Origin of the sequence: Thauera sp. SDU_THAU2 (assembly GCF_038260575.1) — a bacterium.
Taxonomy (GTDB): Bacteria; Pseudomonadota; Gammaproteobacteria; order Burkholderiales; family Rhodocyclaceae; genus Thauera.
Genome location: NZ_JBBWUN010000003.1, coordinates 2,888,812 through 2,908,754, shown reverse-complemented (window position 1 = coordinate 2,908,754; position 19,943 = coordinate 2,888,812). Strand labels below are relative to the sequence as shown.

General features: G+C 65.9%; 21 protein-coding genes and 3 pseudogenes. 12 read left to right on the top strand and 12 right to left on the bottom strand.

The genetic code is table 11. The features are described 5' to 3' along the window. The first annotated feature begins 2 nt into the window (after positions 1–2). The 3 genes from AAFL97_RS15230 to AAFL97_RS15220 are packed head-to-tail and all read left to right on the top strand — an operon-like array spanning position 3 to position 1,966. Positions 3–833: a hypothetical protein gene (locus AAFL97_RS15230; protein ID WP_341645640.1), complete on the top strand. Its 831-nt coding sequence runs from the start codon at positions 3–5 to the stop codon at positions 831–833. Beyond that, on the top strand, positions 830–1,726 hold the full coding sequence (locus AAFL97_RS15225; protein ID WP_341645639.1) for an ABC transporter ATP-binding protein: 897 nt from the start codon (positions 830–832) through the stop codon (positions 1,724–1,726). The genes AAFL97_RS15230 and AAFL97_RS15225 overlap by 4 nt, the downstream gene beginning before the upstream one ends. Before the next feature lie 18 nt (positions 1,727–1,744). After that, positions 1,745–1,966 carry a hypothetical protein gene (locus AAFL97_RS15220; RefSeq protein WP_341645638.1) on the top strand — a complete coding sequence of 74 codons (222 nt, stop codon included), beginning with the start codon at positions 1,745–1,747 and terminating at the stop codon, positions 1,964–1,966. 47 nt (positions 1,967–2,013) lie between these two features. Here AAFL97_RS15220 and AAFL97_RS15215 read toward each other — a convergent pair whose 3' ends face one another. Beyond that, positions 2,014–3,018 carry an Rpn family recombination-promoting nuclease/putative transposase gene (locus tag AAFL97_RS15215; RefSeq protein ID WP_341645637.1) on the bottom strand — a complete coding sequence of 335 codons (1,005 nt, stop codon included), beginning with the start codon at positions 3,016–3,018 and terminating at the stop codon, positions 2,014–2,016. 69 nt (positions 3,019–3,087) lie between these two features. Between AAFL97_RS15215 and AAFL97_RS15210 the strand changes: the two genes are divergently transcribed. Further along, the gene (locus AAFL97_RS15210) at positions 3,088–3,267 is read left to right on the top strand and encodes a type II toxin -antitoxin system TacA 1-like antitoxin (protein ID WP_341645636.1); all 180 of its coding nucleotides are present in this window, start codon (positions 3,088–3,090) and stop codon (positions 3,265–3,267) included. A 183-nt stretch (positions 3,268–3,450) separates the two neighbouring features. On the opposite strand, the gene AAFL97_RS15205 is transcribed toward AAFL97_RS15210, so the two are convergent. After that, complete coding sequence (locus tag AAFL97_RS15205) at positions 3,451–4,041, bottom strand: Uma2 family endonuclease (RefSeq protein WP_341645635.1); 591 nt, start codon at positions 4,039–4,041, stop codon at positions 3,451–3,453. Between the two features lie 82 nt (positions 4,042–4,123). Further along, positions 4,124–4,249 carry a hypothetical protein gene (locus AAFL97_RS15200; RefSeq protein WP_341645634.1) on the bottom strand — a complete coding sequence of 42 codons (126 nt, stop codon included), beginning with the start codon at positions 4,247–4,249 and terminating at the stop codon, positions 4,124–4,126. A 581-nt stretch (positions 4,250–4,830) separates the two neighbouring features. Here AAFL97_RS15200 and AAFL97_RS15195 point away from each other — a divergent pair. After that, entirely contained in the window at positions 4,831–5,703 is an 873-nt protein-coding gene (locus tag AAFL97_RS15195) for a hypothetical protein (protein ID WP_341647179.1), read from the top strand. A 12-nt stretch (positions 5,704–5,715) separates the two neighbouring features. Here AAFL97_RS15195 and mnhG read toward each other — a convergent pair whose 3' ends face one another. Genes mnhG through AAFL97_RS15165 form a run of 6 tightly spaced genes read right to left on the bottom strand, consistent with a single transcriptional unit; the run spans position 5,716 to position 11,764 of the window. Further along, a complete protein-coding gene (gene mnhG / locus AAFL97_RS15190) occupies positions 5,716–6,087 on the bottom strand; it encodes a monovalent cation/H(+) antiporter subunit G (RefSeq protein WP_341645633.1) in 372 nt (123 codons plus the stop codon). Further along, positions 6,084–6,368, bottom strand: a complete 285-nt coding sequence (locus AAFL97_RS15185) for a K+/H+ antiporter subunit F (RefSeq protein ID WP_341645632.1) — start codon at positions 6,366–6,368, stop codon at positions 6,084–6,086. Before AAFL97_RS15185 ends, mnhG begins: the two co-directional genes overlap by 4 nt. Continuing rightward, positions 6,365–6,889, bottom strand: coding sequence for a Na+/H+ antiporter subunit E (locus tag AAFL97_RS15180; protein WP_341647178.1), 525 nt, complete (start codon positions 6,887–6,889; stop codon positions 6,365–6,367). The genes AAFL97_RS15185 and AAFL97_RS15180 overlap by 4 nt, the downstream gene beginning before the upstream one ends. Next, on the bottom strand, positions 6,889–8,517 hold the full coding sequence (locus tag AAFL97_RS15175; RefSeq protein ID WP_341645631.1) for a monovalent cation/H+ antiporter subunit D: 1,629 nt from the start codon (positions 8,515–8,517) through the stop codon (positions 6,889–6,891). Before AAFL97_RS15175 ends, AAFL97_RS15180 begins: the two co-directional genes overlap by 1 nt. Then, entirely contained in the window at positions 8,514–8,855 is a 342-nt protein-coding gene (locus tag AAFL97_RS15170; RefSeq protein WP_263462525.1) for a Na+/H+ antiporter subunit C, read from the bottom strand. Before AAFL97_RS15170 ends, AAFL97_RS15175 begins: the two co-directional genes overlap by 4 nt. Next, positions 8,855–11,764 carry a monovalent cation/H+ antiporter subunit A gene (locus AAFL97_RS15165; protein WP_445954543.1) on the bottom strand — a complete coding sequence of 970 codons (2,910 nt, stop codon included), beginning with the start codon at positions 11,762–11,764 and terminating at the stop codon, positions 8,855–8,857. The genes AAFL97_RS15170 and AAFL97_RS15165 overlap by 1 nt, the downstream gene beginning before the upstream one ends. A 404-nt stretch (positions 11,765–12,168) precedes the next feature. Here AAFL97_RS15165 and adh point away from each other — a divergent pair. The 4 genes and pseudogenes from adh (at position 12,169) to AAFL97_RS15145 (ending at position 15,663) form a co-directional block, all read left to right on the top strand. Next, positions 12,169–13,690: pseudogene (gene adh, locus AAFL97_RS15160) on the top strand (aldehyde dehydrogenase). 86 nt (positions 13,691–13,776) lie between these two features. After that, positions 13,777–14,157: a DUF779 domain-containing protein gene (locus AAFL97_RS15155; protein WP_068636318.1), complete on the top strand. Its 381-nt coding sequence runs from the start codon at positions 13,777–13,779 to the stop codon at positions 14,155–14,157. A gap of 258 nt (positions 14,158–14,415) precedes the next feature. Beyond that, a pseudogene (locus AAFL97_RS15150) lies at positions 14,416–15,414 on the top strand (sigma-54-dependent Fis family transcriptional regulator); the annotation flags it as partial. A gap of 15 nt (positions 15,415–15,429) precedes the next feature. Continuing rightward, positions 15,430–15,663: a hypothetical protein gene (locus AAFL97_RS15145; protein ID WP_341645629.1), complete on the top strand. Its 234-nt coding sequence runs from the start codon at positions 15,430–15,432 to the stop codon at positions 15,661–15,663. Between the two features lie 19 nt (positions 15,664–15,682). On the opposite strand, the gene moaC is transcribed toward AAFL97_RS15145, so the two are convergent. Next, positions 15,683–16,198, bottom strand: coding sequence for a cyclic pyranopterin monophosphate synthase MoaC (moaC, locus tag AAFL97_RS15140; protein WP_341645628.1), 516 nt, complete (start codon positions 16,196–16,198; stop codon positions 15,683–15,685). 111 nt (positions 16,199–16,309) lie between these two features. On the opposite strand from moaC, the gene AAFL97_RS15135 reads away from it, so the two are divergent. Continuing rightward, positions 16,310–17,743: a M48 family metalloprotease gene (locus AAFL97_RS15135; RefSeq protein ID WP_341645627.1), complete on the top strand. Its 1,434-nt coding sequence runs from the start codon at positions 16,310–16,312 to the stop codon at positions 17,741–17,743. Between the two features lie 129 nt (positions 17,744–17,872). Next, entirely contained in the window at positions 17,873–18,103 is a 231-nt protein-coding gene (locus AAFL97_RS15130) for a sulfurtransferase TusA family protein (RefSeq protein ID WP_068635000.1), read from the top strand. Positions 18,104–18,175: 72 nt separating this feature from the next. Here AAFL97_RS15130 and AAFL97_RS15125 read toward each other — a convergent pair. Next, positions 18,176–18,412: pseudogene (locus AAFL97_RS15125) on the bottom strand (pirin-like C-terminal cupin domain-containing protein); the annotation flags it as partial. A gap of 76 nt (positions 18,413–18,488) precedes the next feature. Further along, on the bottom strand, positions 18,489–18,617 hold the full coding sequence (locus AAFL97_RS15120) for a hypothetical protein (protein WP_341645626.1): 129 nt from the start codon (positions 18,615–18,617) through the stop codon (positions 18,489–18,491). A gap of 146 nt (positions 18,618–18,763) precedes the next feature. Here AAFL97_RS15120 and AAFL97_RS15115 point away from each other — a divergent pair, with 146 nt between their 5' ends. Then, a complete protein-coding gene (locus AAFL97_RS15115; protein ID WP_341645625.1) occupies positions 18,764–19,939 on the top strand; it encodes a hypothetical protein in 1,176 nt (391 codons plus the stop codon). Positions 19,940–19,943 lie beyond the last annotated feature (4 nt).

The window sequence follows — 19,943 nt, the reverse complement described above, 5'->3', positions numbered from 1 at the left end:
GTATGACGGTACTACGTCTATTGTGCGTCTGCGTTCTCGGCTGGACAGTGTTTTCGTGGGCCAACCTGCAACTGCGCGACTACCCTAGAGTTGACAGCGACGATTTACTGCGGGTCCGTCTGCCGCGCTTGGTTCAATTGGCTTATTCCACCGGCGACCCCTGGTTGGCAGCGAATTTGAATGTGTTTCGTAGCATCGTTGCCGACGGCCATACGCGCGAGAAAGAGAATTATCGGGTACAAGGCCAGCTCCAAATGGACGCAGCGTTCTTCAATCCCCTGCACGAAGACAACTACTACCTGGCCGCCGCGATGTTGCCGTGGAACGGTCAGGTAGAGGCCGGTCAGGACGTGCTGCTGCGCGCCAGCAATGCCCGTCAGTGGGACATGTGGCCAGCCTTTTACTATGCCTTCAATGCCATGTACTTCGAACGCGACATGGCGAAAGCCGGGCAGTGGGCGGAAATCGCCGCCACGCGCAATCCGCGCAATGCCCCCGCGCTGCGTGCCATGGCATCAGCCTGGTACGAGCGTGGTGATGATCCGCGTGTGGCGATGGAAATCCTCGAAAAGATGTTCGAGGACAGCCGTGACGAAAACTTCCGCGCCCTGGTCTCGGCACGCTACCGGCGCCTGCAAGGACTGCTGGCGCTGCGCGAGGCCGTGGCCGACTACCGCAGCCGCCACGGCGGCACGCCCCGGCAGATCGAGCAGTTGATCGGATACGGCGCGCTGCAGGCGTTGCCGGACGACCCCCTCGGCGCGGGCTACGTGCTGGATGCCGGTGGACAGGTGCAATTGGCGGATCACATGACGAAGCAGAAACAGCAATGAAGGCAATCGAAGTCAGCGGTCTGGACAAATCTTTCAAGCTCAAGGGCAAGCCCGTGTGGGCGCTCGATGGCGTGAGCTTTGCCGTGGAGCTGGGCCAGTCGGTCGGCTTCATCGGCCAGAACGGCGCGGGCAAGAGCACGACGATCAAGATCCTGTTCGGCGCCTTGCGCGCCGACGCCGGCGAGGCCCGCCTGATGGGTCGGCCAGCCGACGATCCGAAATCGCGCCTGGGCGTGGGCTATGTACCGGAGAACCCCTATCTGTACGAACAGCTCACCCCGCGCGAGGTCGTCAGCAGCGGCCTGCGCCTGCATGGCATCGGCGGCCCGGAAAACATCCGTCGCACTGGGCTCTGGCTGGACAAACTCGGCATCGCCTACGCGGCCGACAAGCGCATCCGCAATCTGTCCAAGGGCATGACGCAGCGCACCGCGCTCGCTCATGCCTTCGCCATCCAGCCCAAGCTGCTGGTGCTCGACGAGCCGATGTCCGGCCTCGACCCCATCGGCCGGCGCCAGGTCGCTGATCTGATGCAGGAATACCGCCAGGCGGGCGGGACCCTGTTCTTCTGTTCTCATATCCTGCACGACGTCGAACGCCTGGCTGATCATTTCGTCATGATCGATCGCGGCAAGGTCCGCGCCCAGCAAGGCGTGGCCGACCTGTTGGCCAGCCAGGATACGATGCTAGTGCGTTACCTCGGCGATACGGGGCTGCCGGGCTTCGAGCACGACGCCGGCCGCGTGTGGAAAGGCTTGTTCCCGCGTACCGAACTCGGCCGGGCTCTGCTCGCCATCGAGAATGTCCATGGCGTGATACTGGACGTGCAGCCGCAAAACACGCTTGAAGCATTGTTCCGCGGTGTGGTGCAGGGTTCGGCAAAAGTGACATAAGGTGTTGCCAGCGGCTGTGTGCTGCTGATCGTGTCCCGCCTCGCCTGGCTGGGGCGAATGTCCTACGGTTTCTACCTGTGGCACTATCTGGGCATGCGCGCCTTGCGCGAGCTGGGTTGGGAGAGCTGGTCTGCCATCCTCGCCGTCGGCGGCGGGCTGGGGCTGCTGTGTGGCGCGGCAAGTTTTTATGGGGTGGAGAGGCGGTTTTACCGGAGCAGGGTTATTGCGGAGCGTGGCTGAATCTGGCGCAGATGCCGAGGTGCTGTCCGGTCGCCATCTGAGCGGTCTCAGCCCTCCGGCCCGATCACCCCTTCCAGGCTCTCCGCGGTCAGCACCGCTTCGATCCAGCCCTCCAGCAGCTCCAGCGGTGCCTGCGCCAACCGTGCTTCCGCCCAGCCGGGCAAGGCGCCGAAACGCAGACGTAGAAGGCGACCCAGCATCCGGGAGGCTTCACTCTGTTTGCCTTCCTCGCGCCCTTTTTGTTCGCCCTTGAGCGCCCCTTCCTGGCGAAGGCCCTCCATCCATTCGTCGATGCGTTCGGCCAGCATGGTGTCGATCTCCTGCAAAGTCTCGGGCATTTGAGCCGTCTGGCCCGGATTCAGTTTCGACAGGATAGTGTGCTTGTAGAACACCGTAAAGGCGCGGCGCAGGCTGTCGAAGCCGGGGCCCTTGAGCAGCCGGATCAGCGCCCGGGTCGTGTCGAGCATGGCTGGATGATGGGGCAGCTGGGTTTCCAGTTCGATCAGGCGGGCCATCAGGTTGTCGGATAGTGGCTTGAGCTCATCTTCCGGCACCCGCCCTTGATCGAGCAGGTGGTGGCGGAAGCGCGGGCTCCAGCGCGCCAGACTGTCGGGCGCGGCGATCAGATCGGCGACTTCGACGCTGGTCTGCCATCTGGCCTTGCCGTTGTAGACCACCACCGGGAACACCGGCGGCAGCTTGCCGCCCGGTTTCACCTGCCCGCTCTTGATCAAGTCCTGATACAGCAGGCAGACGTAGGTCAGCAGGCGCAGCGCCATCCACGGGTCGGCCTTGCTCTGGAATTCGATCAGCAGGAACAGGTAGAGCCATTCCTGCTGTCCGTCGGCCAGGTTCAGGCGCACACGCCACAGGATGTCGTCGCTGCGCTGCAGCAGTTCTTCGCTGACGTAGTGGCCGTTGGGCTTTTCCAGCGTAGCGAAGTCGAGCTGTGCGACCCAGTCCTCGTGTACGAAGCCGCGCAGCAAGGCTTCGACCATCGGCGGGTGCGAGAAGAGCAGCTTGTACAGGCCGTCGTAGGGCGTGGCGGGCATCGAAGTACAATGTCATTGTGTGGGCGGATTATGCCATTGGATAGCTTCCGTGCAAGCATGGGAGTTGTCTTGACCGCACGCATCACTCGCACCGAAAAGCTCGATCTTCGTCTCACGGGGGAGGCCAAGCACACCCTTGCCGCAGCCGCGCAGGCGCAGCGCCGTTCGTTGAGCGAATGCGTGCTTGAAAGCGCACTCGGACGGGCCGAGGAAGCTCCCGAACGCTTGAGCAAGGGGCTGGCCCGGTGATGCCTTCCAGACTCCCCCTGGGACGAGGCCCGCGGCTGGCCAGCCGCACTTGCCTCCGGCGGACGCTGGGCCTGCTGTGCGCGGTGGCGAGCCATCATCGGGTGGAGAGGCGGTTCTGCTCGTGCAGGGCGGGGTGAGTCTCCGATCAGGCCGGGGCGTTGCTACTGCGGATGTGGCTGGGCTTCATGGGTGGCGCGCCGCCTGCCCCGGTTGCAGGTCCACGTCCTCGTACAGGGTTTCGATGGGCAGGCTCAGGCCCACGCTGTCGAACGCCACCGTCTGCCCGGCCTCGGCGGGGTAGAGGATCCAGTGGCCGTCTTCGTGGCGGCGGAACAGGTCGACGCTGAGGCGCTCGGGATCGATCAGCACGTATTCGCGCAATGTGGGCAGTTTGCGGTACGAGGCGAACTTGCCGCCCCGGTCATAGGCGCTGGTGGATGGCGAGAGGATTTCCACCACCAGGCTGGGGGCGCTCATGTACTGGTCTTGCACGCGGTCGGACTCGGCGCAGGTGACGAACACGTCCGGGTAGTAGAAGGCGTCGTCGGCCTGTACGTGCAGCTTCATGTCGGAGATGAACACACTGCACGGCCCTCCGCGCAGGTGGTTGCGCAAGGCCGTTGCGACATTCAGGGCGATGGTTGCATGCGCCCTGGAGGCGCCGGCCATCGCAAATACCTCGCCGGCGAGGTATTCGTGCTTTTCGGGCTGGTGGGCTTCCCAGTCGAGGTAGGCTGCGGCGTCGAAGCGGGACGTGGGCGCGGCGAGGGGCATGGAAGACTCCTGGAGCGAGGATGACGGCGCAATCGCGCTGTGTGCTGTGCCATGTTTTCGATACGGTACACCGATATGGCGTTCATCGGTGAGGTGCGGCGCAGGCCGCTTCGGCCAGCAGCCAGCGTTCGAGGGCGGCAGCGGCGCGGCGCGTGCCCTGCACCGCGGCGGCAAGGCAGTCGAAGCCCTGGCGGATGCCGGGCAGCATCGCGGCGCCGTGGTCGGCGCGCGCGCACGTGGCGGTGGAACAGCGCTACGCCAAGAAACGCCTCCAGCGCCTTGATCTGCTGGCTGACGGCGGCGAGCGCCCCGCCACGCCGTCGGGCCGCCGCGTTTGGGCGCGCGCGTAATGTGGCCTATAATCCCGGTCTGCTTTCCCGCACCGTCCGTCTGCCATGAATGCCTTCCGCCCCGACGAGCTTGCGTCCGCGTCCCATGACGCGGGCTGCCGCGTGGGCCGCAGACGGGCCGTTCCTCCCTTCCAGCGCGGGCTCATGCTCGCGCTGTCATTCAAGGTGGCAGGGTCTCCCGCCGTGCTTTCCCGGGCCGTGCGGGGCCGGAACCGGGGCTGATCCCGGGCCACCCCGCACGGCACCTTGCCCAGGGCGCGCCCAGCGCGCGTCCTGATCAACGTGCAGCCAGTGCGGGGACGCCGGGTTTCTTTCCCTCCGCCTCTCGATTCCGGGCTTCCTCCGGAATACCGACACATTCGAACGGGACACTTCCCGCCCAGGCTGCAGTCACGATGCCGCGCGATGCGCGGCGAGGAACTTGCACATGGGTGATGTCATGGTTATTACAAGAAGCTTCGTCCGGGCCAAGCGCCCGTGCACCGACGGATTCCGTTGGTTCGTGCGCCAGTTCGGCGAAGGCGGCAACTACCAGGAACTGCTCGACCGGATGGTGGCAGCTGGGCGGGTGGGCGATGCCTGCTGGCTGCTCGAGCAGTTCGGCCCGACCGGTGAGCTGCGTGTCGTCGACGCGGTCGAGGCCGATGCGATCGTGTTCGCCGGCACGCTGGAAGTGCGGGGCAACGTCGATGTCGAAGGCAGGCTATACGTCGGCGGCGATCTGCGGGCAGGGGGCGGTGTGCGCGTCGGCGGCGAATTGATCGTCGGTGGCGACTTGCGGGTGGAAGGCGGCGTGCGGGCGGAAAGCCATGCCGATGTCGGTGGCGACATGCGCGTGGGCTGGGGCGTGGATGCGCTGGGCGATCTGCGCTGCGCGGGAGAGCTCCGCGTGGGCTGGGACCTGCGCTGCGAAGGGTGCATGCGGGTGGAGGGCAATGCCGGCATCGGCGCCGATCTGCGCTGCGAAGGCGAACTGCGTTGCCGCAAGAGCCTGCAGGCCGGCGGCGGCATCAGCGTGGCGACGAATCTGCGTGTGGATCAGGGAATCGTCGCAGGTGCTTCGATCGAGGCCGGCATGCATCTGGAAGCCGGCTGGGGCATCAAGGCGGGCGGCCTGATCCGTGCCGAGGCGGCCATCCGGGCCGGCGAGAGCCTGCAGGCCGGCGAGGGGATTCGTGCCGGCGACGGCTATGGCGTGTATGCCGGGCTGGACGTGCAGGTGGAGTCCTGGGAAAGCAGCGCCCGCGTCTGCGCGCCGGTGAAGCCCGACAGCCTGATGAGCGGCTGGTGGGCCGGGCCGGCGATGTGCTGAGGGCGCCGCCGCTCAGGCGTCGATGGCCGTGCTGTCGATGCCCGTCTTTTCCTCGTCCGCCAGGTGTTCCTTGCGCAGGTCGCGATAGACCGCGGCGCGCATGATCATCATCGCCACCACCGGTGCGGTCATCAGCACGAACACGCTGATCAGCAGTTCGTGGATCACCAGCCGGGACTGTGCGGCGGTGAAGTAGATCATCGACGCGATCAAGATGCAGCCGGCGCCGAGGGTGACGGTGATGGCCGGGCCGTGGATGCGCTGGTAGAAATTGGCCAGCCGGAACAGGCCCAGGGCGCCGATCAGCGTGATCAGGCCGCCCAGCACGAGCAGGAAGGCCACCGGCAGTGCAGCCCAGGCCGGCAGGGTTTCGGCGATGCTCATTCGATCACCTCGCCGCGCATCAGGAACTTCGCCAGGGCGATCGTCGACACGAAGCCGAGCAGCGCGATCATCAGCGCCGCTTCGAAATAGATCTGGCTGCCGTGGCGGATGCCCAGCATCAGCGCCAGCAGCATCGCGCACATCCACAGCGTATCCAGGGCCAGCACGCGATCCTGCGCGGAGGGGCCGATCAGCAGGCGCAGCGTGCACAGGATCATTGCCAGCACCACGCAGACGAGTGCGAAGACGATGGCTGCCGACAGCAGGCTCGCGGTTGTCACGTCGTTTTCTCCCGTTCCGAATGCCTGGGTTGCTCGAACACTTCGATGATCGGTTGTTCGTAGTGCGATTTGATGGTGTCGATCCACCATTGTTCGTCGTGCAGGTCGAACACGTGGAGCAGCAGTTCGTGGGTTTCGGGCACGATCTCCACCCATACCGTGCCGGGGGTCGAGTTGATCAGGCAGGACAGCAGGGCAAGGCCGTAGGGGTCGCGCAGGTCGAGGGGAATGTGGATGAACTGCGAATTGACCCCTTCGGTGCCGCGGAACAGGATGATCCGGCTGACGTTGAAGCATGAGCGCACGATCTCGATCAGCGACAGCCACAGCAGGCGGAACAGCACGAAGGGCCGTGAGATGCGCGGGTAGCCCTGGGGTTGCAGCGGGCGGGCGAGCACCGGCGCGACGATGCCGAGCACGGCGCCGAGCAGCAGGTGGGCGGGTTCGATGGTCTGGTTGAGCAGCAGCCACATCAGCAGCAGGCACAGCGACAGCAGCGGGGAGGGCAGCCAGCGTTTCATCATTCCGCCTCCGGCCGGGGCATGCGCATCACCGCGGGCTCCCGCAGCACGCGGTCGCCGTAAGTGGAGGTTTGCGTCAGCCCGGCGACGGTGCGGTCCAGATAGTCGAAGACCGGTCCGGCCTGCACCGTGAGCAGCACGCAGAAGGTGACCAGCACCGTGATCGGCGCCGCTTCGGTGAACTGCAGCCGCGGCGGCGCGATGTCGCCCGAGGCCCAGAAGATGCGCACGCCCAGCCGCATCAGGGCGATGATGGCGGCCAGGCCGCCGACGATGACCAGGGCGATGAAGCCCCAGGTCAGTCCCGGAATGCGGCCGTCGGTGGGCAGGATGTCGAGCAGCGCGTGGAACAGGCTGAACTTGGCGACGAAGCCCGACAGCGGCGGCATGCCGCTGATCACCAGCGCGCAGGCGGCGAAGCTCAGACCCAGGAAGGCCAGCGTGCCGGGGATGCCCTGGCCGACCGGCTCTTCCGGCTTGTCCTCGATGGCGAAGGCTTCCATGGTGATCGCGATCAGTGCCGCGCCGGGCGGGCGGATGCGGTCGGTGAGTTCGACCAGCAGCATGAAGGCCGCCATCGCCAGCGTCGAGCCGAGCAGGTAGTACAGGCCGGAGGCCAGCACCGGGCCGCCGGCGAGGCCGATCACCGCGAGCAGGGTGCCGGACGAGATGATGGCGCCATAACCGGCCATGCGTCCGCCTTCCTGGCTGGCCAGCATGCCGACGGCGCCGAAGAACAGGGTCGCCATGCCGCCGATCGCCAGCGCGGTGAAGCCGAAGCCGGTCAGTGCGCCCGCGCCCTCGCCGAACACCGTCATCCACACCCGCAGCACGGCATAGACGCCGACCTTGGTCATCAGCACCAGCATTGCCGCGACGGGCGCCGAGGCCGAGGCGTAGGTGCCGGGCAGCCAGAAGCCCAGCGGCCACATTGCGCCCTTGGTCAGGAAGGCCAGGCCGAGGGTGGTGACGCCGATCGCCAGCAGCCAGGTGTCCTCGGTGCCGAGCAGGGCGACGCGCGTGCCCAGGTCGGTGAGGTTGAGCGTGCCGCTGGCGGCGTAGATCAGCGCCACGCCGATCAGGAACAGGAAGGAGGCGACCAGGTTGATGGCGATGTACTGCATGCCGGCCCGGATGCGCTGCAGGTTGTAGCCGTGCAGCACCAGGCCGTAGGAGGCTGCCAGCATGACCTCGAAAAAGACGAACAGGTTGAACAGGTCGTTGGTCAGGAAGGCGCCGTTCAGGCCCATCAGCAGGAACTGGAACAGGGTGTGGAACTGGATGCCCACCCGGTCCCAGCGCTTGGCCGAAAACACCAGCACCGCCAGCGCGATGGTGGCGGTGAGCAGCAGCATCAGCGCGGTGAGCCGATCGACGAGCAGGGCGATGCCGAATGGCGCAACCCAGTTGGCGGCGAGGTAGACGCCGATGTCGTCGGGCCAGTAGCCGTTGTCGGCCATCACCAGCAGGCTTGCGGCCAGCAGCCACAGCAGCACGGTGCTGGTGACGCTGAGGGCGAACTTGAGCGCGTAGCGGCTCTGCTTGACGGGGATCAGCAGTGCGCCGGTCAGCAGCGGCAGCAGGATCGGCAGCACGATGAAGTGCTGCAGGAAGGGCAGGGCGTTCATTCGCGCGGCTCCTTGCCGTCCACATGGTCGCTGCCGGTCAGGCCGCGTGCGCCGATCATGATGACGAGATAGAGCGCGGTGGTCGCGAAACCGATCACGATTGCAGTCAGCACCAGGGCTTGCGGCAGCGGATCGGCGAACTGCGAGGGGTCGATGTCGGGGCTGAGGGTGATCGGCGGACGGTCGACCGACAAGCGGCCCATGGCGAAGATGAAGATATTGACGGCGTAGGACATCAACAGCAGACCGGTGATGAGCTGGAAAGTGCGGGGCCGCAGGATCAGCCAGATGCCCGAGCCGAACATGACGCCGACGGCGAGCGCGATGACGATTTCCATTACAGCGCTCCTCCGTTGGCGGCGGGAATGGCCGCATCCGCGGCCTGTTCCCCTGCTTTCTTGTGCGCGCGCAGCGACTGGTGCGCCAGCGCGACCAGCATCAGCATCGTGGTGCCGACGACCACCGCGAACACGCCGAGATCGAAGACGAAGGCGCTGGGCACGTGCAGTTCGCCGAGCACGGGGAGATGGAGATGGGCGGTGTGGGTGGTCAGGAAGGGATAGCCGAAGGCCCAGGAGCCCAGGCCGGTGATGCCGGCCAGCAGCAGGCCGAGGCCCAGCCAGCGGTGGGGCCGGAGCGTGATGTGGGCTTCGACCCAGTTCGCGCCGGCAAGCATGTACTGGACGAGGATGGCGACGGCGAAGATCAGGCCGGCGACGAAGCCGCCACCTGGCAGGTTGTGCCCGCGCATGAAGAAATAGGCCGCGATCACACCCATGAAGGGCAGCAGCGTGCGCAGGTAGATGCCCGGTACGGCCAGATAGCCGGTGTCGGCCTGTTCGGACGGCGTCTGCCGGCTGGCCGGGTCGAAGGTGTGCAACTGCTGCTGCGGTACTTCGGCGCTGTCGGAGGCTGGGCGGAAGCGGCGCAACAGGGCATAGACGGTGAGCGCGACGATCGACAGCACGGTGATCTCGCCCATCGTGTCGAAGGCACGGAAGTCGACCAGCAGTACGTTCACCACGTTGCTGCCGCCGCCGCCGGTGAGCGCGTTGAGCAGGAAGAAATCGGCGATGGTGTCCGAAGCGGGGTGCACCAGCACGGCGTAGGTCAGCACGGCCATCACCAGGCCGCCGGCTACGGCGACGATCATGTGCAGCGCGCGGCGCGTCCAGTCGCGGCGGGAGGCGGCGGCCAGCATCTCCGCCGATTCGATACGCGGCGGCAACCAGCGCAGGCCGAGCAGCAGCAGCACGGTGGTGACGGTTTCGACCATCAACTGGGTCAGCGCGAGATCGGGGGCCGACAACCAGAGGAAGGTGGATGCGGTGACGATGCCGGTACCGCCGACGAGCACGAGGGCGGTCAGGCGGTGGTATTTCGCCATCCACGCAGCGGCAATCGCGCAAGCGCCGCCGATCAGCCACATGCCGGCGAACAGCGGGTCGAAGCCTTCCAGGGGCAGCACCGTCCAGTCGGGCGGCAGTCCGACGAGCAGCAGCGGGACGATCAGCAACATCAGAATCATCATCAGCAACTGCTTTTGCAGCTTGGAGGTACCCAGGCGCCGGACCAGCCATTCCGCCGCGCGGGTCAGCGACTGCATCGCGGTTTCATAGGCCTGCGCGCCGTTGAAGTGGCTGAGCAGCGGTGCGCGCGTGCGTTCGCGCAGGTTGAAGCGCAAGCGCAGCAGCACGTACAGGGCGATACCGCCGAGCAAGGCGGCGATGCTCATCAGCAGGGGCAGGTTCCAGCCGTGCCAGGTTGCCAGGTCATAGTCCGGCGCGTGGTCGCGAAGCGTGGCGGTCACCGCGATGTCGAGGATGGGGCCGATGCTGATTGCCGGCACCATGCCGACCACCAGGCAGGCGAACACCAGGAATTCCACCGGGAAGCGCATCCAGCGCGGCGGTTCGTGCGGGTCGCGCGGCAGCTCCTCGGCCGGCTTGCCGAAGAAGATCGAGATGAAGCGCAGTGAATAGGCGACGCTGAACACGCCCATCGCCACTGCGGCGATGGACAGCCACCAGTTGCGGTCGCCGCCGACGTGCAGCGTCTCGGCGAAGAACATCTCCTTCGACAGGAAGCCGTTCAGCAGCGGCACGCCGGCCATCGCCGCGCTGGCAACGATCGCCAGCGTGGCGGTGATCGGCAGCTTGTGGCGCAGGCCGCTGAGGATGCGCATGTCGCGCGTGCCGGTCTCGTGGTCGATGATGCCGGCGGCCATGAACAGCGAGGCCTTGAAGGTGGCGTGGTTCAGGATGTGGAAGATCGCCGCGACCATCGCCAGCGGCGTGCCGATACCGATCAGCACGGTGATCAGGCCGAGGTGGCTGATCGTCGAATAGGCCAGCAGCCCCTTGAGGTCGTGCTGAAAGATCGCGATGAAGGAGCCGATCAGCAGGGTGCATACGCCCGCGCCGCCGATGATCCAGGTCCATTCCTGGGTGCCGGACAGGGCCGGCCACAGGCGCACCAGCAGGAATACGCCGGCTTTCACCATCGTCGCCGAGTGCAGGTAGGACGACACCGGCGTCGGCGCGGCCATCGCGTGCGGCAGCCAGAAGTGGAAGGGGAACTGCGCACTCTTGGTCAGCGCGCCGAGCGCGATCAGCAGCAGTGCGGTCAGGTACAGGTCGTGGCCGCGGATGAGTTCGCCGGCGGCGAGGACGATGTCGAGATCGTAGCTGCCGACGATGTGGCCCAGCACCAGCACGCCGGCGAGCAGGCACAGGCCGCCGGTGGCGGTGACGGTGAAGGCCATCCGTGCGCCGCGCCGGGCGTCGGCGCGGTGGTGCCAGTAGCCGATCAGCAGGAAGGAGGTCAGGCTCGTCAGCTCCCAGAACACCACGAGCTGGACCAGGTTGCCCGACAGCACCACGCCCAGCATCGAGCCCATGAAGGCGAGCAGGAAGGAGAAGAAGCGGGGCACCGGATCGTTCGGCGACATGTAGTAGCGCGCGTACAGCACCACCAGCAGGCCGATGACGAGCACCAGCAGACTGAAGATCCAGGCCAGGCCGTCCAGGCGCAGCAGGAAGTACAAGCCCTGCGCGGGCAGCCAGTTGAAGCCTTCGCGCAGCACCGTGCCTTCCGACATCTCCGGGTAGAGCGAGATCAGGACGATGAGCCCGTAGACCGCCACGCCGGCCGCCAGCCAGAACTCGCGGTTGCGGGCGTCCTGGGGCATCGATGCCGCGATCAGGCTGGCGATGAAGGGGACGAAGACGAGGGAGGCAAGCAGCATCTGGCCGTGGCTGTCGGGGAGGGGGACGACCACGGAAGATACCACAGCAAATACCGCGCCAAGATGTGTCCGATCGACGAAATTTCCTTCTTTTTGCAGCTGTTGGCTTGCTTTGCGGCAAGCTGCCGAAACACTGATGTCCCCCGCTCCTCCGCTCGGACGGAAGGCTGGCAGGGTTCTTCGGCCGGCATGTGGAGTGCATGTTCGACTGCTCCATATGTTCATATTTATGGAGCAGTTGTTCCGTACTGACATGCTCCGTCCGTGATGCCGTCCCCGGTATGCAGGCGGTTTTTTCCGTAACTGCTTGAAGGGAAATGGGCTTGTCGTGCTGGCACGGTGCCTGCTGGAGGCGTGTGGTGGCGGTCTACGCCCACGAACACCCAGAACGAGGAGACATCGAGATGATCTACGCAATGCCCGGCCAATCCGGGGCCCCGGTGCAGCACAAGGCGCGCTACGACAACTTCATCGGCGGCAAATGGGTGGCGCCGGTCAAGGGGCAGTACTTCGACGTGGTGACGCCGATCAGCGGCCAGGTGGTACACGCAGGCGGCGCGCTCGACGGCCGAGGACATCGAGCTGGCGCTGGACGCGGCGCACGCGGCGTTTCCGGCCTGGGGCAAGACGCCGGCGGCCGATCGGGCCAACATCCTGTTGAAGATCGCCGACCGCATCGAACAGAACCTGGAGTTGCTGGCCTACGCCGAGACGGTGGACAACGGCAAGGCGATCCGCGAGACGCTCAACGCCGACATCTCGCTGACGGTCGATCACTTCCGCTACTTCGCCGGCTGCCTGCGCGCGCAGGAAGGCAGTATCAGCGAGATCGACGAGAACACCGTCGCCTACCACCTGCACGAGCCGTTGGGCGTGGTCGGGCAGATCATCCCGTGGAACTTCCCGATCCTGATGGCGGCGTGGAAGCTCGCGCCGGCGCTGGGTGCGGGCAACTGCGTGGTGTTGAAGCCGGCCGAATCGACGCCGGTGTCGATCCTGGTGCTGGTCGAGCTGATCGCCGACCTGCTGCCGCCGGGCGTGCTCAACATCGTCAACGGCTTCGGCCGCGAAGCGGGCATGCCGCTGGCCACCAGCAAGCGCATCGCCAAGATCGCCTTCACCGGCTCGACCTCGACCGGGCGGGTGATCGCCCAGGCCGCGGCCAACAACCTGATCCCGGCCACGCTGGAGCTGGGCGGCAAGTCGCCCAACATCTTCTTCGCCGACGTCATGGACAAGGACGACGCCTTCCTCGACAAGGCGATCGAAGGCATGGTGCTGTTCGCCTTCAACCAGGGCGAAGTGTGCACCTGCCCGAGCCGGGCGGTGATCCAGGAATCGATCTACGACAAGTTCATCGAGCGGGTGCTCAAGCGCGTGGCGGCGATCAAGCACGGCCACCCGCTCGACACCGAGTCAATGATGGGCGCGCAGGCCTCGCGCGAGCAGATGAGCAAGATCCAGTCCTACCTGGCGCTGGGCAAGGAAGAAGGGGCCGAGGTGCTGATCGGCGGCGACAAGGCGGAACTGGGCGGTGAGCTGAGCGAGGGCTATTACATCCAGCCGACGCTGTTCAAGGGCCACAACAAGATGCGCATCTTCCAGGAAGAGATCTTCGGCCCGGTGCTGGCGGTGACCACCTTCAAGGACGAAGCCGAGGCGCTGGCGATCGCCAACGACACGCTGTACGGGCTGGGTGCCGGGGTGTGGAGCCGCAACGGCAACGTGGCCTACCGGATGGGTCGGGCGATCCAGGCCGGGCGGGTGTGGACGAACTGCTACCACGCCTATCCGGCGCACGCGGCCTTCGGCGGCTACAAGGAGTCGGGCATCGGGCGCGAGACCCACAAGATGATGCTCGACCACTACCAGCAGACCAAGAACCTGCTCGTCAGCTACAGCGAGAACAAGCTCGGATTCTTCTGAGACGGCTCTCCTCCCGCGCCTGCTTGCGGGCGCTTGGTCGGGGGCAGGCAACTGCCCCCGACACTTGTACTGCGGAGCGGAAAAACATGGTCCAGCGCGTCATCGCCACACCTGCGGCGCTCGAACTGATCGATCAGCTCAAGGCCGAGCACGGCCCCGAGCTGATCTTCCATCAATCCGGCGGCTGCTGCGACAACAGCGCCGCCAACTGCTACCTGCCCACCGACCTGACGATCGGCCCTTACGACGTCCATCTCGGCGAGATCGGCGGCGTACCGTTCTACATCAGTGCGTCGCAATACGAATACTGGAAGCACACGCAATTGATCATCGACGTGGTGGAAGGGACGGGCGGCACCTTCTCGCTCGAAGGCGGCACCGGCAAGGCCTTCCTGACCCGCTCGCGGCTGTTCGACGACGACGAGATGGCCGAAGTGGAAGCCGAGGATCGCGCCCGCGGCCGCTAGCTGTAGCAGCTCTTCCCGCCGAGAGGCGCAATATCCTTCTCCGCCCAGCGTTTTTTCTGCTTCGCCGCTGGGTGGATCGGTCCGCTTTTGCTTTAATAGTCCCGGTGAGCCGGCATGGTCCGGCGTTGGAGACGAACGACGATGGGGCGGACCTTTACCCGCGCGCCGCTGGCGAACCTGCCCGTGCCGGCGTCGAACCTGCCTCTCGACCCCGGGCAGCCCCTTGGCGGGAGGCCGCATCATGCTGCGCTGGAATCTGCCGCCGGCCGGCGTGTGACGCTCGTCCGCCTGGCCACCGGCGATGCGGGTCTTCAGCGGGTGCTCGATCGCGCCGGCAGGGTGGTGGGGCGCAACATCCCGCTGCTGATCCAGGGCGAATCCGGTGTCGGCAAGGAGCTGCTGGCGCAGGCCTGCCACAACAGCGGGCCGCGTGCCGATGGCCCTTTCGTCGCCCTCAACTGCGCAGCGATTCCCGAAAGCCTGATCGAAGCCGAGCTGTTCGGTTATGTCGGCGGCGCCTTCACCGGTGCACGGCGCGAAGGCGCAGTGGGGCGCATCCAGCAGGCCGACGGCGGCACGCTGTTCCTGGACGAGATCGGCGACATGTCGCTGTCCATGCAGGCGAGGCTGCTGCGGGTGCTGCAGGAGCGCCGCGTGGTGCCAGTCGGTGCCCGGGAGGCGGTGCCGGTCGACATCGCCCTGGTGTCGGCGACGCACCGGATGCTGAACGAATCGGTGAAGAACGGCCTGTTCCGCGAGGATCTCTACTACCGCATCAACGGCCTGACCGTCCATCTGCCCCCTTTGCGCGCGCGCACCGACATTCGTGTCATCGTCGGCCAGTTGATCGCGGCGGAGTGCGCCGGCCAACCGTGCGATGGCGTGAGCGTGTCGGACGAAGTGATGCGCTTCTTCGAAGCCCATGCCTGGCCGGGCAACATCCGCCAGTTGCAGAACGTGCTGCGGGTGGCGCTGGCGCTGCTCGATGACGATGAACGGGTGATCCTGCCGCAGCATCTGCCGGAGGAAATCTTCGAGGCCGAAGCCGCGCCGGTTTTCGTCACGCCTCGGGCAGGAGCGGAACCCAGCAGGATGTTGTCCGCGCCAAGCCGACCGCGTGGCCGTCCCCCGCTGGGTCTGGACGAGAGCCTGATCCAGCGGGCGCTGGCCGAACATGGTGGCAACGTGTCAGCCGCTGCACGGGCCCTGGGCATCGCCCGCAACACCTTGTACCGCAAGCTGGGCCGCAACTTTTGAATGGAGAATGGATGCATGTCAGCCGATCACCACCGGATGCCGATGTCGGCGCGCGTGCTTTTCGTCCTGGCGGCGCTGTGTCTGGTGCCGGCGGTGATGTGTTTCGCCGGTGCCGGCGAGCGGCTTCATCCGGCACTGGCGGAGCCGATGGCGGGACTGGCGTTTCTGGTGTCGGCCATCGCGCTTGCCGGGTCGGGCGCCTTTCCGCTGGTGATCTCACGCCTGGCGGCGAAGGACGGCGCCAAGTAGGCCGTCCGGCAGGCTGTCGTCAGGCCTGCCAGTGCCCCGACTTGCCGCCGAGCTTTTCCAGCAGGCGAATGCCTTCCATGCGCATGCCCCGGTCCACCGCCTTGCACATGTCGTAGATCGTCAGCAGGCCGACGTTGACCGCGGTCAGTGCTTCCATCTCGACGCCGGTGCGGCCGACCGTTTCGGCGGTGACGGTGCAGCGCACCGCGTGTTCGCTCCCTTCCCGCTCGCCTTCTTCCAGCGCGAACTCGACCGCCACCCGCGTCAGCGGCAGCGGATGGCACAGCGGAATCAGTTCGCTGGTGCGCTTCGAGGCCTGGATGGCGGCGATGCGGGCGATGCCGAGCACGTCGCCCTTGCTGGCGGTGCCGGCGCGGATCATGCCGAAAGTATCCGGCAGCATCAGGATGCGGCCGGTGGCGACGGCGACGCGGCGGGTTTCGGCCTTGGCGCCGACGTCGACCATGTGGGCCTGGCCTTCGGCGTCGAAGTGGGTCAAGGCGGAGGTGTCGGGGTTCGGTGCGTCGGTGCTCATCGTGCTTCGGCGGCCATGAAGGGAAGGAGGATGCGCCGCGGCCGGAGGGCGGCTACAGCCCGATACAGGCATGCGGGAACGCTTCGATGCGGCCGGGTATCATAGCATCCGATGATGCGACGACCTCTTGCCCTGCTGCTCAGCCTCGCGCTGGCTTTCCCAGTCCACGCCTACGATCTGCCCGACCTGGGAGACGTTGCCGCGACCGAGCTTTCGCCGGCCGCCGAGCGGCGCATCGGCGAGCAGATCATCAGCCAGATCCGTTGGCGCGATGCCAGCTACCTGGACGATCCGGAAGTCGAGGAGTACGTCAACCGCATCGGCCACAAGCTGGCGGCGGTGAGCAACAACCCCGGGCTGGAGTTCGATTTCTTCGTCGTCAGCGACTCCACGCTCAATGCCTTCGCGCTGCCCGGCGGCTACATCGGCGTGCATACCGGCCTGCTGCTGGCAGCGCAGACCGAATCCGAGTTCGCCTCGGTGCTCGGCCACGAAATCGCCCACGTCACGCAGCGCCACATCGCGCAGATCGTCGGCAAGCAGAGCCAGTCGGCGATGCTGATGATGGCCTCGCTGCTGGTGGCGGTGCTGGCGGCGCGTAGCAATTCGGACGTCAGCCAGGCAGCGATCGCCGCCGGCCAGGCCGGCGCGATCCAGTCGCAGCTCGGTTATACCCGCAGTTTCGAGCGCGAGGCGGACCGCGTCGGGCTCGAGACGCTGGAGAACGCCGGCTTCGACGTGCGCGGCATGCCCGGCTTCTTCGAGCGCCTGCAGCGTGCCACCCGCATGTACGAGAACAATGCGCCGGCCTATCTGCGCACCCACCCGCTGACGACCGAGCGCATCGCCGACATGGAGAACCGCGTCAACTCGATGCGCTACCGCCAGGTGGTCGATTCGCCGGACTTCAACTTCTCCCGCGCCAAGCTGCGTGCCAACGCCGGTCTGGCCACCGATGCGGTCAGGGACATGGAAAGCCAACTGGCGCAGGCGCCGGCCGACCCCGCCGCCGGCTATGGCCTGGCGCGCGCCCTGTTCCGCGCCGGCCGGCTGGACGAGGCGGCGCAGCGGCTCGACGCCGTGCGCGCCAAGGCGCCGCCGTCGCCGTGGATCGAAACGCTGCGCGCCGAGATCGCACTGGCGCGCAAGGACGGCGCGACCGCGATCAAGGTGCTGGAGGCGGCGATGCGCAGCTTCCCGTCCAACCACGCCCTGGTCTATGCGCTGGCCAATGCGCGCATCCTCGGCGGCCAGCCGCAGGCGGCGGTCGAAGGCATTCGCCGCGCACTGGACAGCCGCCAGTCCGATCCGCGCTTGTGGCAACTGCTGTCGCGGGCCTATGCGGACCTGGGCAAAGTCACCGCCCAGCACCGCGCCCAGGCCGAGGTCTATCGGCTGCGCGGCAGCCTGCCGGCAGCGATCGAGCAACTGGAGATCGCCAGCAGGGCGGGTGACGGCGATTTCTACGAGCTCTCCGCGGTGGACGCGCGTCTGCGCGAACTGAAACAGCGCCTGATCGAGGAAAGGCGCGACCGCAAGGATTGAGCTCCCGTCGTGACGGATTCGATGGGCAGGCATCGCCTGTCCTGCCGCGCGTTCTTTCGGGCCGGGCGGGCATCCACTAGAATGGCGAGCCATTCAAAAAACTGATATCGACGCAAGAGAGGACACAGGATGGATTTCGACAAGGAAGTGGATGCACGCGGCCTGAACTGTCCGCTGCCGATCCTGCGGGCAAAGAAGGCGCTGGCCGAGATGCAATCGGGCCAGGTGCTGCGCGTGGTGGCGACGGACCCGGGTTCGGCCAAGGATTTTCAGGCTTTCGCCAAGCAGACCGGCAACCCCTTGCTGCAGCAGGGTGAAACGGCGGACAAGGCTTTCGAGTTCTTCCTGAAGCGCAAGTAAAGCTTCCACTTCAGGCTACTGAATGCGGAACGGGCCGGCCGGTGATGCGGTCGGCCCGTTCCGTTTCCACGCTCAGGACGGCACGCCCTCCATCCGCCCCATGCGGCCGGCAACGAAATCGCGCCTGGCCCGCTGCAGCCGCCCGGACGTATCCATGACGAAAGGGCCGTCGAACAGCACTTCACCCTGCACGGGCCGTCCGCCGATCAAGGCAGGTTCGACAGGCTCATCGCCCTGTGCGGTCACGCGAATCCGTGTGCCGTCGCTCAGCAGGCCCAGATCGCCCACATGCGGATACTGGTCGCTTACCTCGGCCTGGCCTCATGCCATGTAAAGCGGGAGTTCGGCCTGCGCATCGACTTCAGTTGCAGGCCCCGGCGCCCGCTCACGAGCGTTTGGTGTGCAGGATGCCGTACCCGGCGTGGATGAACTGCGCGTCGCCCGGCCCCAGGCGGTCGCGGAAACCCATGCCACCTCCAGCACGTCGATGGTGACGATGCGCTGCTTTCAACATGGATTTCCATCGTTTATCGGCTCTGAAAGCTGGTTGCGGTCGATGTAACACTATGATACATAAACCACGAACCGCAGTTTCCGAGTGTCTTGCCCGACCTGTTGTCTCGTCTTCCACTGCTGTATCTGTGCCAGCGGAGAGTCCCCATGACAAACAATCTACGTGCTTGCCCTGCGATTCGGATACGGCAGGCTGAACGAAGCCGATTCAGTGATACGACGATCGTCCGTCGCTGGTTCCGGGGACTTGCTTTCGGAATAGGCGTGCTGGGCCTTGCGGCCTGCGGCAAAAGCGGCCCTGACCTGAAATCGCAGTTCGCCGCAGACATCCCCAATGCCTGGCAGGTCGAGAGTTTCAAGATCGAAGCCGAAGACGATGTCGGCACCAAGGTCGAGCCGCAGCGCCGCTACCGCTTCCGCGCGGAGGTTTCTCCAAAGGCGGATCTGTACGAGAACCTGGGCACGCTCGACGAGCATGCGATCCTCAAGCGCATCGCCAGGAAAGGTGATGATGCGCTTGTTATCGGCGTAGCCAGTTCGGTTCTCCGCGGGGAGGAATGGATGAGCATGTTCTCGCACGAACAGGCCCCCAATTTCTTTGCCGGAAAACCTGCTGATGTTCATGGAGCGAAACATGTCATTGTCGGCAGTTCGGACTACGAGCGTCTGGTGGCCGCTGCCGAGGCATCGCTCGAAAAACGTGCAGAACAGATCGGCGCCGATGAATCCCGGTGGCAGACGATGATCGGGGAGTGGAACGCGCTGAACCAGAAGATCCAGGAAGAGAACCGGCAAGTGACGGCAGCGCTGAATGACGAGCAGCAGCGCATCCATCAGGAACAGACAGTGTTGCGCAACAGGGCTAACCAGGAAAACCAGGCCGCCGGACAGGAACTGCAGGCTGCCCTCAGGGAAAAAGGCGCTGAGCCCAAGAAGGAGCTGGATGCGCGTATTGCGGAACTGGACAAGGATTACCGGCTGAAGGCCGCTGAACTGCAGGCGCAGGGAAAGGAGCTGCAGCAGGCTGCAGCGGCGCAGCGCAAGCAGTTGCGCGACGCATACAACACGGACGTTTCCGCAGCACGCAAACGCCAGAGTGCGGCGGATTTCACCCGTTACAAAGCCGGTGCCGATGAAACGCTACGTAGCGAGCTGGCTGGGCTGGAGGCTTCATTCCGCGAACGCCAGGCACAGTTGAGGGAACAGGAAGCGGCGTTGTCCACCCAGCGCAGGGAGCTGATGGCGCAGGCCAATACGGTTTTACCAGGAGAAAATCGGCGCCATTCGCCAGGAACTGGACGCCACACATCGGAGCAGCCGTGATGGC